Source organism: Amycolatopsis orientalis DSM 40040 = KCTC 9412, from assembly GCF_000478275.1.
Lineage (GTDB): Bacteria > Actinomycetota > Actinomycetes > Mycobacteriales > Pseudonocardiaceae > Amycolatopsis > Amycolatopsis orientalis.
This window is the reverse complement of record NZ_ASJB01000028.1, coordinates 275,853-289,064: the sequence shown is the minus strand read 5'-3', so window position 1 is coordinate 289,064 and position 13,212 is coordinate 275,853. Positions and strand designations below refer to the sequence as shown.

General features: G+C 71.8%; 14 protein-coding genes. 12 read left to right on the top strand and 2 right to left on the bottom strand.

Going from position 1 to position 13,212, the window contains the following annotated elements; genetic code table 11:
- Positions 1-319 precede the first annotated feature (319 nt).
- The gene (locus L324_RS07775; RefSeq protein ID WP_201769637.1) at positions 320-1,270 is read right to left on the bottom strand and encodes a helix-turn-helix domain-containing protein; all 951 of its coding nucleotides are present in this window, start codon (positions 1,268-1,270) and stop codon (positions 320-322) included.
- A gap of 99 nt (positions 1,271-1,369) precedes the next feature.
- On the opposite strand from L324_RS07775, the gene L324_RS07770 reads away from it, so the two are divergent.
- Positions 1,370-2,380 carry a saccharopine dehydrogenase family protein gene (locus tag L324_RS07770; RefSeq protein ID WP_037305346.1) on the top strand — a complete coding sequence of 337 codons (1,011 nt, stop codon included), beginning with the start codon at positions 1,370-1,372 and terminating at the stop codon, positions 2,378-2,380.
- Here L324_RS07770 and L324_RS07765 read toward each other — a convergent pair.
- Positions 2,358-2,900 (bottom strand): M15 family metallopeptidase domain-containing protein, encoded by a 543-nt coding sequence (locus tag L324_RS07765; protein WP_051173757.1) that lies wholly within the window; start codon positions 2,898-2,900, stop codon positions 2,358-2,360. The genes L324_RS07770 and L324_RS07765 overlap by 23 nt on opposite strands.
- Before the next feature lie 154 nt (positions 2,901-3,054).
- On the opposite strand from L324_RS07765, the gene L324_RS07760 reads away from it, so the two are divergent.
- The 11 genes from L324_RS07760 (at position 3,055) to L324_RS07710 (ending at position 13,208) form a co-directional block, all read left to right on the top strand.
- The gene (locus tag L324_RS07760) at positions 3,055-3,789 is read left to right on the top strand and encodes a response regulator (protein ID WP_037305345.1); all 735 of its coding nucleotides are present in this window, start codon (positions 3,055-3,057) and stop codon (positions 3,787-3,789) included.
- Positions 3,786-5,192, top strand: coding sequence for an ATP-binding protein (locus tag L324_RS07755; RefSeq protein WP_037305344.1), 1,407 nt, complete (start codon positions 3,786-3,788; stop codon positions 5,190-5,192). The genes L324_RS07760 and L324_RS07755 overlap by 4 nt, the downstream gene beginning before the upstream one ends.
- Entirely contained in the window at positions 5,189-5,674 is a 486-nt protein-coding gene (locus L324_RS07750; protein ID WP_051173732.1) for a GerMN domain-containing protein, read from the top strand. The genes L324_RS07755 and L324_RS07750 overlap by 4 nt, the downstream gene beginning before the upstream one ends.
- A gap of 94 nt (positions 5,675-5,768) precedes the next feature.
- Complete coding sequence (gene dhbA / locus L324_RS07745; protein ID WP_037305343.1) at positions 5,769-6,518, top strand: 2,3-dihydro-2,3-dihydroxybenzoate dehydrogenase; 750 nt, start codon at positions 5,769-5,771, stop codon at positions 6,516-6,518.
- Between the two features lie 111 nt (positions 6,519-6,629).
- Complete coding sequence (locus L324_RS07740; protein WP_037305342.1) at positions 6,630-7,823, top strand: isochorismate synthase; 1,194 nt, start codon at positions 6,630-6,632, stop codon at positions 7,821-7,823.
- Positions 7,820-9,442: a (2,3-dihydroxybenzoyl)adenylate synthase gene (locus L324_RS07735; protein ID WP_037305341.1), complete on the top strand. Its 1,623-nt coding sequence runs from the start codon at positions 7,820-7,822 to the stop codon at positions 9,440-9,442. The genes L324_RS07740 and L324_RS07735 overlap by 4 nt, the downstream gene beginning before the upstream one ends.
- Positions 9,439-10,107 carry an isochorismatase family protein gene (locus L324_RS07730; protein WP_037305340.1) on the top strand — a complete coding sequence of 223 codons (669 nt, stop codon included), beginning with the start codon at positions 9,439-9,441 and terminating at the stop codon, positions 10,105-10,107. The genes L324_RS07735 and L324_RS07730 overlap by 4 nt, the downstream gene beginning before the upstream one ends.
- Positions 10,107-10,340, top strand: a complete 234-nt coding sequence (locus L324_RS07725) for a phosphopantetheine-binding protein (protein ID WP_037305339.1) — start codon at positions 10,107-10,109, stop codon at positions 10,338-10,340. The genes L324_RS07730 and L324_RS07725 overlap by 1 nt, the downstream gene beginning before the upstream one ends.
- Positions 10,337-11,197, top strand: a complete 861-nt coding sequence (locus tag L324_RS07720; protein WP_037305338.1) for a siderophore-interacting protein — start codon at positions 10,337-10,339, stop codon at positions 11,195-11,197. Before L324_RS07725 ends, L324_RS07720 begins: the two co-directional genes overlap by 4 nt.
- Before the next feature lie 26 nt (positions 11,198-11,223).
- A complete protein-coding gene (locus tag L324_RS07715) occupies positions 11,224-12,228 on the top strand; it encodes an ABC transporter substrate-binding protein (protein WP_037305337.1) in 1,005 nt (334 codons plus the stop codon).
- Positions 12,225-13,208 carry a FecCD family ABC transporter permease gene (locus L324_RS07710; protein WP_037305336.1) on the top strand — a complete coding sequence of 328 codons (984 nt, stop codon included), beginning with the start codon at positions 12,225-12,227 and terminating at the stop codon, positions 13,206-13,208. The genes L324_RS07715 and L324_RS07710 overlap by 4 nt, the downstream gene beginning before the upstream one ends.
- Positions 13,209-13,212 lie beyond the last annotated feature (4 nt).

Genomic DNA, 13,212 nt, shown 5'->3' with positions numbered 1-13,212 from the left:
GTAGCGAAGGAGGCCTTCACTACTTGGCGACCTACATGGGACTCCCTCACGAGACCGGGACCTGTCCACAAAGGGGAGTTTGCGGCGACTCGGCGTCCGGTTGATGCCTACATGCACGTTCCTGAACGGGGTCGTGAGTGGCAAAGAGCGTTCTAACGCTCCTTGCCACTCACGACCACCCCGCGAAACCACACAAACGCCCCAAGCCGGACACTTGTCTTCAGAAGAGTGTCTCTCGGAGCCGCGGCCCGGCTTCTGCCAGCCAGGCCGGACGCTCACCGGGGCACAACATCTTTGCCTTACCCCTCAATAACCGTCATTACCACTCACGAGACCCGGCCCGGAAGGTGCGGCGGTAGCTGTCCGGTGGTACGCCGACGGTCCGGTTGAAATGCCGTCGCAGGGTCGTGGCGGTGCCCATACCGGTGGCCTCCGCGATGGCGTCGACGCTGTCGTCGGTGCGCTCCAGCAGTTCCTGCGCGCGGCGGATGCGCTGGATCAGCAGCCAGCGCAGCGGCGTCGTCCCGGTCGCTGACCGGAAGTGCCGCGCCAGGTTGCGGGAACTCATGTTCGCGCGGCGGGCCAGGTCTTCGACGGTCAGCGGCCGGTCCAGCCGTTCGGTCACCCAGGGGAGCAGGCCGCCGAGCGGATGATCGTCCTGGTCGGGCACCGGGGCGGTGACGAACTGGGCCTGCCCGCCCGCGCGATGGGGCGGGACGACCAGGCGGCGGGCGACGGTGTTCGCGACCGCCGAACCATGATCTGAACGGACCAGGTGCAGGCACAGGTCCATCGCCGCCGCCTTGCCCGCCGAGGTGAGCACACTGCCGTTGTCCACGTAGAGCACGTCCGGATCGACCTCCACCAGGGGATACCGGGCGGCGAGCAGGTCGGTGTGCGCCCAGTGTGTCGTCGCGCGGCGGCCGTCGAGGAGCCCGGCGGCGGCCAGCACGAACGCGCCCGTGCAGAGGGACGCGACCCGCGCGCCCGCTTCGTGGGCGGCGCGCACGGCGTCGACGAGGTCCGCGGGCGGGGCGACGTCGAGATCGGCCCAGCCGGGGACGATGACCGTGTCGGCGCGCGCGAGCCGGCCGAGGTCATGGTCCGGTTCGAGGAGGAACCGGCCGACCTTCACCGGCGCCGGGCCGCAGACGGACAGTGCGTACCAGGAACCGGGGAATCCCGGCAGGCCCGTGCCGAAGACCTCCTGGGCGATGGCCAGCTCGAACTGCAGCATTCCGTCCGTGGCGGCGAGGGCGACCGTGGTCATGTCCGAAAGTGTACGCATGATGGCGTTCCGGACACTTTCGGCGGGCGGCCCCCGTCGGCAGGATGGTCCACAGTGGATCAACGAGGGCAGGAGAACCCCATGGGCAAGGGATTTGACGTCGCGGTGTTCGGGGCTTACGGGCACACCGGCCGGTTCGTCGTGGCGGAGTTGCGCGAGCGGGGATTCGGTGTGCTGGCCGTGGGCCGCGACGAGGCCAAACTGCGTGGCCTGCCTTGGCAGGGCCTCGACATCCGGCAGGCCTCGGTCGACGATCCGGCCTCGCTCGACCGCGCCTTCGAGGGCGCGGACGCGGTGATCAACGCCGCCGGTCCGTTCGCCGGCACCGCCGCGCCGGTGATCGAAGCGGCGCTGCGGGCCGGCCTGCCGTACCTGGACGTGGCCGCGGAGATCGAAGCGAACATCGACACCTTCGCGCACTTCGGTGACCGGGCCGAGGGGGCGACGGTGATCCCGGCGATGGCGTTCTTCGGCGGTCTCGGCGACCTGATGGTCACCGCCGCGATGGGCGACTGGACCTCGGCCGACGAGGCGCACGTCGCCTACGCGCTGAGTAGCTGGCATCCGACGGGCGGGACCCGTGCGGCCGGCAAGGTCTCGCGGGAACGCCGGAACGGGCAACGGATCCGGTTCTCCGGCGGGCGGATCGAGCACCGCGAAGACGCGCTGCCCACCTTGGACTGGGACTTCCCCGCGCCGCTCGGGACGCGTGCGGTGCTCGGCGAGTTCACGATGGCCGACGTCGTCACCGTCCCGAGCCATCTCGCGATTCCCGAAGTGACCACGTACATGACGGTGGACGCGGCGCGCGAGGTGGTGACGCCGGAGACGCCCGCACCGCCCGCGGACGGCCCGTCCTCACAGGAGTTCGTGGTCGACGTCGTCGTGCGGTCCGGCGGGGAGGAGCGGCGGATCGTCGCTCGCGGGCAGGACATCTACGCGGTCACGGCACCGCTGGTGGTGGAGGCGGTCCAGCGGGTGCTCGACGGGCGGACCAAGGCGACCGGGGTCGTCTCGGCGGGGGAGGTCTTCGACGCGCCGGGCTTCCTGGCGGCGCTGGCCCCGCACGTCACCGTGGAAACGGTCGCGTGAGCGAGGGGGCCTGGCCGGTCGCCCGCCAGCCGGGGTACGGCAGCCGCGCGGGCGGTGCCTCACCGGGCCGGTACTCGAAATGCCACCACTCGTTGTCGTAGATCCGGTAAAGCGCGAAGCGGGCCCCGTGGTCCTCCAGCCACTGCGCACCTTCGCGCGGCCGGATGTCCAGTGCGGTACCGCGGACGTGCGCGGATTCCCCGGCCGGGAGGACCCGCTTGCGGTCCGGGCCCGCCTTGGCGGCCTCGTCGAGGAAGAGGCGATGCTGCTCGGCGGCGTCGCGGTGGCCCGAGGTGAGGCCGAGCAGCGTGCGGTGCCGCCAGAACGCCTCGGTCCTGGCGGCGGTGAACGCGGCGCGCGTCCCGCCGGTGAGCCCGGCGAGGTCCTCGGCCGGGAACCGCAGCGACAGCGCCCATCCGCAGGCGAGCCGCCGGGCGTGGCCGGGGGACCGCAGCCACGCCGGGATCAGCAGCAGTACCGCGAGGACGCGGGTGATCGCGGCGAGAACGAGTTCCTTCATACCGTTCACGGTCGGCGCCGCTTGTCCTGGCCCGATCGCGGCCACGTGCGCGGACGCCGACGAATATGTCACCGTTCCGCACGGAGCACACTGTGACGAAACAATGACATTCCGCGGACCTCCCGCGGAAACCGGGCGGGCATGATGATCAGTCATGGACGAGCGGATTCCGCCCGGCGCCGGACCGGCCGCCGGGATGCCCAGGGTGCTGCTCATCGAGGACGACGTGGCCGTGCGCGACGGGTTGAGCATGGCGCTCGGCGGCCGCGGGCTCGTGGTCGACGCGGTGGCCACCGGGGAGGAAGGGCTGGCCAGGCTCTCGTCGCGGACGACGGACGTCGTCGTGCTGGACCTGATGCTGCCCGGACTCGACGGATTCGAGGTCTGCCGCCGCATCCGGGCCGCGGGTGATCTGCCGATCATCATGCTCACCGCGCGCAACGACGACATCGACGTGGTGGCGGGGCTCGCCGCCGGCGCGGACGACTACGTGGTCAAACCCGCCAGGGCACAGGTGATCGAGGCGCGGATCCGCGCGGTCCTGCGCCGCAGCGGTCAGCCGTCGCGCCCCGGCCCCGCGCCGCCCGGGATCGAGCAGCACGGCGACATCGGCATCGACCGCGCCGGGCTGACGGTGACCAAGGGCGGCGAGCCCGTCGGCCTCGCCCCGACCGAACTGCGGCTGCTGCTGGAACTGTCGCAGGTCGCCGGCCGGGTGCTCAGCCGTCAGTATCTGCTGGAAAGCGTGTGGGAGCACGGCTATTTCGGTGACTCCCGGGTGGTGGACGCCTGCGTGCAGCGGCTGCGGGCGAAGATCGAGGACGACTCCTCCGCGCCGGTGTACGTCCAGACGGTCCGCGGATTCGGTTACCGGTTCGGGCCCCTGTGAAGCTCTGGGGTCTGCGTACCCGGCTGCTGCTGGCGTTCAGCCTGCTCGTCGTGGTCACCGCGGCGACGGTGGCGGGCGGCACCTATGTCCTGTCCCGCACCCTGATCCTCCAGCAGGCGCAGGACGCCACCGCCCGCGTCCTGGTCGACAAGGCCAGTGCGCTGTACCCGCTCGGGCCGATGCCGCCGAGCGACGGGACGCTGAGCCGGATCAGCGGCGAGCTGTCCGACCGGAACCTCAGTTCCCTGGTCCTTTACGCGGACAGGACGAGCGGCAACGAGCAGCTCCGATCGCTGATCACGCCCGAACTCCGCGAGCAGGTGCGGTCGGGAAACGTGGCCTGGCAACGGGTCGTCGTCCGGGGAACACCGATGCTGGTGCTGGGTACCAGGTTCACCCTCACCCTCGCGGACGGGCAGCGGCAGGCGTCGGGCATCGAAGCCTACGTCGCCCGGAACATGCTCGCCGAGGAACAGAGCATCGGCGAACTCGCCACCCGGGCCTGGCTGATCGGCGGTGTGGCGCTCGTCTTCGCCGTCGGGCTGGCCTTGCTGGCCGCGCGCGGCGTCCTGCGGCCGGTGCGGGAACTGGGGCAGGCGGCGCAGCGGCTGGGTGAGGGCGACCTGCGCACGCGGATCGGCGTTCGCGGGTCCGACGAACTGGCCGGGGTCGCGCGGACGTTCAATGAGACGGCCGAAGCACTGCAACGTCACGTCGGGGAGCTGGAACGGATGGAAGCCGACGCGCGGCGTTTCGTCGCCGACGTCTCCCACGAACTGCGCACCCCGCTGGCCGCGATGACCGCGGTCGCGGACGTGCTGGAACAGGAGGCGCCGCGGCTGTCCGGCGACGCCGGCCGCGCGGTGCGGATGAGCATCGACGAGACGCACCATCTGACCCGGCTGGTGAACGACCTCATCGAGGTGTCGCGGTTCGACGCCGGTGCCGCCGCTCTCGCGCCGGAGGAGGTCGACGTCGCCGAAGTGGTCACGGCGAGTTTGCGGATCCGCGGCTGGTCCGCCGAGGTGGAGAAGGACCTGCCCACCGGGATCTTCGCCACGCTGGACCCGCGGCGCCTCGACGTCATCGTGGCGAATCTGGTCGGGAACGCGGTGCGGCACGGGGAAAAACCGGTGACGCTCCGGCTTTCCGAAGCGGGGGAGTGGATCACGCTGGAGGTCTCGGATCGCGGACCCGGGCTGTCGGACGAGGTGCTGCCGCACGTGTTCGACCGGTTCTACAAGGCGGATTCGGCCAGAGGCCGGTCCGGTGGCAGCGGGCTCGGTCTCGCGATCGCCTGGGAGAACGCCCGGCTGCACCGGGGAACGCTGATCGCCGCGAACGGCACGGACGGCGGCGCGGTGTTCACGCTGCGCCTGCCGCGTCAGGGGGTGACGGGATGAGAAACCCCCGGCTCGTCCCGCGCCTGGTCGCCCTGGCCCTGTTCGCTCCGGTGGCCGCCGGATGCGGTGTCCGGCCCAGCGGCGTGATCCTCGGGGCGCCCGCGCCGGAGGGCCCGGCCGCCGGAGTGGTGCTCTACTTCCTGTCCGGCGGGGAACCGGTGCGGGTGCCGCAGCGCCCGCATCCCGGTGGCGTGACCCTGGCGCGCACGATCGATCTGCTCGCCGCCGGCCCGGACGGGAACGAAGGACGGCAGGGCTACACCACCGAAGTCCCCGCCGGTACCGCGGTCCTCGGCCAGACCGCGGCGGGGGACGGCGTCACCGTGACCCTCTCGGTCGACGTCGCCGGGCTGTCGGTGGGCGCCACCGAGCAGCTCGTGTGCACCGTGCGGGACGCGCTCGACGGCACCGCGAGGATCACCTTGCGGGGCGGCGGGTCCGAACGCGGTCCGCTGTCCTGTCCCGTGGCAGGTCAGCGCTGAGTGGTCTGAATCACCGGTGTCGGTCCCTCGCTTTGCCCGGAACGTCCCGCTAGCTTAGGTAAGGCTAAGCAATGAGACGTGGGGTGGTTGTGGCGTGGAAGGGATCGAGGGCAAGGTCGCGCTCGTCACCGGAGGCGCGCGCGGGATCGGGGCGGCCGTCGTGGCCGGGCTCGCCGAGGCGGGCGCGATCGTGGCGGCGGTGGACCTGGCGGAAGGGCCTTCCCGTGACGGGGTGACCCCGTTCGTCGCGGACGTCGGGGATCCGGCGGCCGTGGCGCGGGTGGTCGGCGAGGTCGAACGGGAACTCGGGCCGATCGGCATCGGGGCGTCCGTCGCGGGCGTGCTGAAACCGGGGTCGGTGTGCGAGACCAGTGACGAGGACTGGGCGGCGACCTTCGCGGTCAACTCCACCGGCGTGTTCACGGTGCTTCGGGAGATCTCCCGCCGCATGCTGCCCCGCCGGAGCGGGGTGCTGGTGACGGTCGGGTCGAACGCCGCGGGTGTCCCGAGGACCGGGATGGCCGCCTACGCCGCTTCCAAGGCCGCCGCGACGATGCTGACCCGCTGTCTCGGTCTCGAACTCGCGGGCTCCGGCATCCGCTGCAACATCGTGTCGCCCGGTTCGACCGACACCGAGATGCAACGTCTACTGTGGACGGACGAGAACGGCGCGGACCAAGTCATAGCGGGAAATCCGGAGCAATACCGGGTCGGCATACCACTGGGCCGGATAGCCGATCCCGCCGACATCGCCGACGCCGTCCTGTTTCTGGCCTCCGATCGCGCGCGGCACATCACCATGCAGAACCTCTATGTCGACGGGGGCGCCACGCTCCGCGGGTGATCTCGATGACGCAACGAAGACTTTTCGGACCCGTATGATTAGGTTAGGCTAACCGAAGTTAGGGTCGACTCGCTCGCCTGGTCAGGCATATTTGCGAAAGGGAATACTGTCGTGTCCTCACCCGCACCGCCCCGGCCGAGACCGGTCCACCAGGCGGCCGATCTGCTGGCGGCATATCTGCCCGGCTCGTTCTACTACTCCTCGGCCCGAGGTTCGCTGCTCGCCGACGGGGTGTACTCGCCGGTCCACGCGGCACCGGATGGACGTGCCCGCGCCGCCGCCGAAATCCTCGACGCCGCCCTCGTGGCGGGAGTGGCGGAGCCCGTAGTCGCCGGTGCGATCGGGTTCCGGCCCGACGCGCCGAGCAGCCTGGTGGTCCCCGCGGTGGTGCGCCGGGCAGGACCACCGAAGGCGAGTGGTCCGGTGCCCCCGCTCGGCGAGACGTGGTCGGTGGCGCCGCGACCCGCGCCGGAGGTCTACACCACCGCCGTCGCCAGGGCACTGGACGAGATCCGCGGCGGTGACCTGCGCAAGATCGTGCTGGCCCGCTGTCTCGACGTCACCGGCGGAGATCCCGTCGCCGTGCCGCGGTTGCTGGCCCGCCTCGTCCACGCCGACCCGGCGGCGCACGCCTTCGCCGTCGACGTCAGCGCGCCCGGCGATCCCGCGACGCGCACCCTGCTCGGCGCGAGTCCCGAACTGCTGGTCTCCCGGCGCGGCCGGATCGTCACGGCCAATCCCCTGGCCGGATCCCGGCCGCGTGCCGGGGACGACGCCGAGAACGCCCGCCGGATCAGCGAGCTGCTGGAGTCCGAAAAGGACCGTGCCGAACACGCCCATGTCGCCGCGCAGGTGGCCGAGGTGCTGGGCCGGTTCTGTACCGACCTCGACGTACCCGCCGAACCCGCAGTGATCGGCACGCCCACGATGTGGCATCTGTCGACCCGGATCAGCGGACGGCTCGCCGACGCGGATGACGCCGGTTCGTCCGCGCTCGCGCTGGCCGAAGCCCTGCACCCCACGCCCGCCGTCTGCGGGGTGCCGACCGGGCTGGCCCGCGACACCATCGCGGCCCTCGAACCGGAGGACCGGGGCTACTACGCGGGGCTGGTCGGCTGGACCGATCCGAGCGGGGACGGCGAATGGGTGGTCACCATCCGCTGCGCCGAGGTGCGCGACCGGACCGTGCGGCTGTTCGCCGGAGCCGGGGTGGTGGCCGGTTCCGATCCCGAGGCCGAACTCGCCGAAACCGGCGCGAAGTTCGGCACGCTCCTGCGGGCGCTCGGGCTGGAGGGAGCGGCGTGAACCCCGACCATGTGCCCTGGCCGCCGGAAACCGCCGCGCGGTACCGGGCATCGGGATACTGGCGCGGCCAGACCTTCGGCGCGCTGCTGACCAGTCTCGCCGAGGCCTACGCCGAACGTCCCGCCGTGATCGGCGAGACCGCGCGCTGGACCTTCGCCGAACTGGACGAGCGGGCACACCGGCTCGCCGCCGGGTTCGCCGGAGCCGGGATCCAGGCGGGCGACCGGATCGTCGTGCAACTGCCGAACGTGCCGGAGTTCGCGTCGGTCGTCTTCGGACTGTGGCGGGCCGGCGCGCTGCCGGTGTTCGCGCTGCCCGCGCACCGGGCCAGCGAGCTGCGGCATTTCGCCGAACAGAGCGAGGCCGCGGCGATCCTGACCGTCGGCGAGCACGAACGGTTCGACCACGCGGCCATGGCGCACGCGGTCGCGGCCGAAGTCCCGTCGGTACGAGAGGTCTTCGTCGTCGGCACGGATGAGTTCGCCGCCCTCGAAGCGACCACGCCTCGCGCCCTGCCGGATCCGGATCCCGCCGGTGTCGCGTTCCTCCAGCTCTCCGGCGGGAGCACCGGCCTGCCCAAGCTGATCCCGCGCACCCACGACGACTACCTCTACAGCGTCCGGGAGAGCGCGCGGATCTGCGGACTGCGCCCGGAAAGCGTGTACCTGGCCGCGTTGCCGGTCGCGCACAACTTCCCGCTCAGCTCGCCGGGCCTGCTCGGCGCGCTGCACGCGGGCGCGGCCACGGTGTTCGCGCCGCGTCCGGACGCAGACACCGCGTTCCGGCTGATCGAGGCCGAAGGCGTGACGATCACCGGACTCGTGCCGCCGCTGGCCGCCGCGTGGGCGCAGGCCGCCGTGAGGACCACCCGCGATCTGTCCTCTTTGGACATCCTGCTGGTCGGCGGCGCCAAATGCGCCCGCGAGCTGGCGGAGAAGATCGGCCCCGCGCTGGGCTGCCGTCTGCAGCAGGTGTTCGGCATGGCCGAGGGCCTGGTCTGCTACACCCGGCTCGACGATCCGGACGAGTACGTCCTCGCCACCCAGGGACGGCCGATCTCGCCGGACGACGAGATCCGCGTCGTGGACCCCGGCGATCCACTGTCCACTTCGGACGACGTCGTCGCGCCGGGGGAGGTCGGCGCGCTGCTGACCCGCGGCCCGTACACGATCCGCGGCTACTACCGCGCCGCCGAGCACAACCGGACCGCGTTCACCGAAGACGGCTTCTACCGCACGGGCGACCTGGTGCGGCAGCACCCGTCGGGACATCTGGAAGTGGTCGGCCGGGCCAAGGAGCAGATCAACCGCGGCGGCGAGAAGGTGGCCGCCGAAGAGGTCGAGAACCACCTGATGGCCCACCCCGGCGTGCTCGACGCCGCCGTCGTCGCGGTGCCGGACCCGTACCTGGGCGAGCGCACCTGCGCCTACGTCGTACCCGCGGCCGGTGCCGAACCCGGCGCGGCGGAACTGCGCCGGTTCGTGCGCGAACGCGGGGTGGCGGCGTTCAAGGTGCCCGATCTGGTCCAAGTGGTGCGCCAGTTCCCGGTGACCGGCGTCGGAAAGACCAGCAAACGCGAGCTGCGGGCGGCACTGGCCGCCCTGGCGAAGGAGAAGTGAACGTGTCACTGCCCAAGATCCAGCCGTACCCCCTGCCGACGGAGGCCGAGCTGCCCGCCGGACGGGTCGGCTGGAAACCCGACCCCGCCCGCGCCGCGCTGCTGGTGCACGACGCGCAGCGGTACTTCCTCGCGCCGTACGAGGGGGCGCCGGTCCCGGAGATGGTCGCGAACATCGCCGCACTGGCCGACGCCGCCCGCGCGGCGGGAGTGCCGGTGTTCTACACGGCGCAGCCCGGCTACCAGGCCGCCGAGGACCGCGGGCTGCTCACCGAGTTCTGGGGCGACGGCATCGGCGCGGTCATCGACGACGACCCCGCCGCCGCCGACGTCGTCGGCGAACTCGCCCCGAAACCGGGTGACACCGTGCTGACGAAGTGGCGCTACAGCGCGTTCCAGCGCAGCACCTTCACCGAACAGCTCGCCGAGGCCGGCCGCGATCAGCTGCTGATCACCGGCGTCTACGCGCATATCGGCTGCCAGGCCACCGCCGTCGAGGCGTTCATGCGCGACATCCAGCCGTTCCTGGTCGGCGACGCGGTCGCGGACTTCTCCCGCGAACGCCACGACCAGGCCTGCGAGTACGTCGCCCAGCGCTGCGGCGCACTGACCACCACGGCCGCCGCGCTCGCCGCGCTGGCCCCGATCCACGCCGGAGCGCGGTAATGAGTCTCACCCCAGCGAAGATCCGGTCGGACATCGCGGAACTGCTCGGCTGCGATCCGGCCGAGCTGACGCCGGAGACCGAGCTGACCGACCTCGGCCTCGATTCGATGCGGATCATGGGCCTGGTCGAGCAGTGGCGCTCCGAAGGCGCGGACACCCTCGAGTACGCCGACCTCGCCGAGCAGCCGAATCTGGGCCACTGGACGAAGATCCTGTCCGGGAACACCCCGTGAGCCGCGCCGACCACCGGCACCGGCACCTCGAACGCATCGCCGAGGTCCGCGGCGGCGAGCACGCGGAGAAGGTGCCCTACCCGATCCGCGTCCGCCGGGCCGAGGTCGTGCGCACCACGATGATCGGCTCCGGACTGCTCCGCGTCACGCTCGGCGGGGACGGCACGGCCGGATTCGAGGCGCATTCCCCGGACGAGCACGTGAAGGTCCTGTTCCCCGAGCTGGATCCCGAGCCGAGGCTGCCGGTACAGGACGGCGACATGCTGCGGTGGCCGAAGCCGTCGCCGACGTCGCGCGAGTACACGGTCCGCCGCTACGACCCGGTTTCCGGGGAGCTCGACCTCGACGTCGCGCTGCATGACGGCGGGCTCGGTTCCGGCTGGGCCCAGGCCGTCACGCCGGGTACGCCGGTGCACGTCGCCGGTCCGCCGGGCGGGCTGATCGTGCCGCACACCTACGACCGCTACCTGCTCGCCGGCGACCTCACCGCGCTGCCCGCGATCGCGCGCTGGCTCGAAGAACTGCCCCGCACCGCCGCGGGCTGGGCGTTCATCGAGGTCACCGGCGCGAGCGAGGAGATCGAGCTGTCCGCGCCCGAAGACGTCGACGTGCACTGGCTGCACCGTGGCGACGTCCCGGCGGGCTCCTCCGACGTCCTCGCCCGCGCGGTCCAGACGATCGAAGTCCCGGCGGGACAACGGCTCTACGCCTGGGTCGCCGGGGAAGCCGGGCAGATCAAACCCTTGCGCCGCTGGCTCAAGAACGAGCTCGGTCTCGGCAAGGACGACCACGACGTGACCGGCTACTGGAAACGCGGAGTCGCGGACTTCGACGACGACCACGACCACTCCCACTGACCCACCCCCGAAGAACGAGGAAATCCATGCGCACCACCAGAACCCGCCGTCTCACCGGAGCGATAGCGCTCGCCCTCACCGTCGTCACCGCGGCGACCGCCTGCGGTTCCGGCGAAGACGGCAAGGCCGCCGACGGCGGCCAGACCCGCGTGTTCGCCGCCGACAACGGCCAGATCACCATCCCGGTCTCGCCGAAGCGGGTCATCGCCACCGGCTACGCCGTGCCCGCCCTGCTCGAAGCGGGGGCGCCGCTGGTCGGGGTGTCCAGCTGGAAGCGCGGGATCCCGCTGTTCAACGAGCAGGAGCGCAAGAAGTACGACGAGCTGGCGAAGGTCGCGGGCGAATCCGCGTCCGAGACCAACTACGAGGCGATCGCGCAGGCCGATCCGGACCTCATCGTCATCGGTGTGCCGAAGCCGGTGCTCGCCGACATCGACCTCAAGCGGCTCGAAGCCATCGCGCCGGTCGTGGCGATCGGCCCGTCGGTGCCGTCGATGTGGCGTGAGCTGTCCCGCAAGCAGGCCGACGCCGCCGGTGCGGCCGCCGGGTTCGACGCGATCAAGACCGCCTACGAGACCAAGGCCAAGGGACTCGCCGAGAAGTACAAGGCCGTGCTGCCGCAGCTGAAGCTCGGCCACGTCGGCGCGTACGGCGAGGTCGCCAAGGGCAACTTCCAGCGCGAGTTCAACGGTTCCTGGGGCACCAACGTCGCGCAGGACATCGGCGCCACCTACTACGGCCAGGTCAAGGTCAAGGGCGGCGGCTCCAAGGACGTCAGTGAGTACCCGTCGATCGAAGAGCTGTCGACCGCGTTCGCCCAGGCCGACGCGATCACCTACTCGGTCAGCGCCGACGGTGCGGTGCCCGCGCCGGTCAAGTACGTCCTCGACTCGCCGCTGTGGAAGGAACTCCCCGCGGTGAAGGCGGGCAAGGTCTACCCGTTCCGCTACACCGAGGCCGCCACCTACCGGGCCGCGACGTCCACTTTGGACGCCGTCGACCAGGCGTTCGCGCCGCTGCTCAAGCAGTGACCACCACCGGGCGGTCCGCGCTGCTCGGCGCCGCACTGCTCGGGCTCCTCGTGGTCGCCGTGCTGAGCGTCGGCATCGGCGCGCACGCCATCGCCCCCGGCGAGGTCGTGCGCGCCCTGCTGGGCGAGGGGAATCCGGGTGACCGGGCGGTGGTCCTGGACATCCGGGCGCCGAGGGCGGTGCTGGCGATCGGGGTCGGCGCGGCACTGGCGGTCGGGGGAGTGCTCGTGCAGGCCTTGTCCCGCAACGCTTTGGCCGAACCCGGGGTGCTCGGCGTGACCGCGGGCGCCGGGTTCGCCATCGCGGTGGGTTCGGCGTTCGGCGTCGCCGCCTCGGCGCCCGCCGAACTGGGCCTGGCGGTGCTGGGCGCGGCCGGGGCTTCGGTGCTGGTGTACGCGGTCGGCCGCCGGTCGCCGCTGCGCCTGGTGCTCGCCGGGACCGCGTTGAGCGCCGTGCTGCTGGGGCTCACCCTCGGCCTGCGGCTGCTGTTCCCGGAGACCTTCGACGTCTACCGGTTCTGGTCGGTGGGTTCGCTGGCCGGGCGCGAACAGGCCCCGACCACCGTGCCACTGGTCATCATCGGCCTGTCCCTGCTGGGCGCGTTCGCGGTGAGCCGTCAGCTGAACGCCATCGCGCTCGGCGAGACGGTCGCGCACACCCTCGGCGCGAACGTCGCCCGCGTCCGGGCGGTCACCCTGCTGCTGATCACGCTGATGGCGGGCGCGGCCACCGCGCTGGCCGGGCCGATCCTGTTCGTCGGGCTGATCGTGCCGCATCTGGCGCGGCGGGTGGCCGGTGCGTCGATCCCGTGGCTGATCGCGTTCGCCGCGCTGCTCGGCCCGGTCCTGATGCTGGCCGCGGACGTCGGTTCCCGGGTCCTGCTGCCGACCGGGGAGGTGCCGGTCGCCATCGTGACCGCGTTCCTCGGCGGCCCGGTGCTGATCTGGGCCGTCCGCAGATACGGGGCGGCGCCGCTGTGAACAC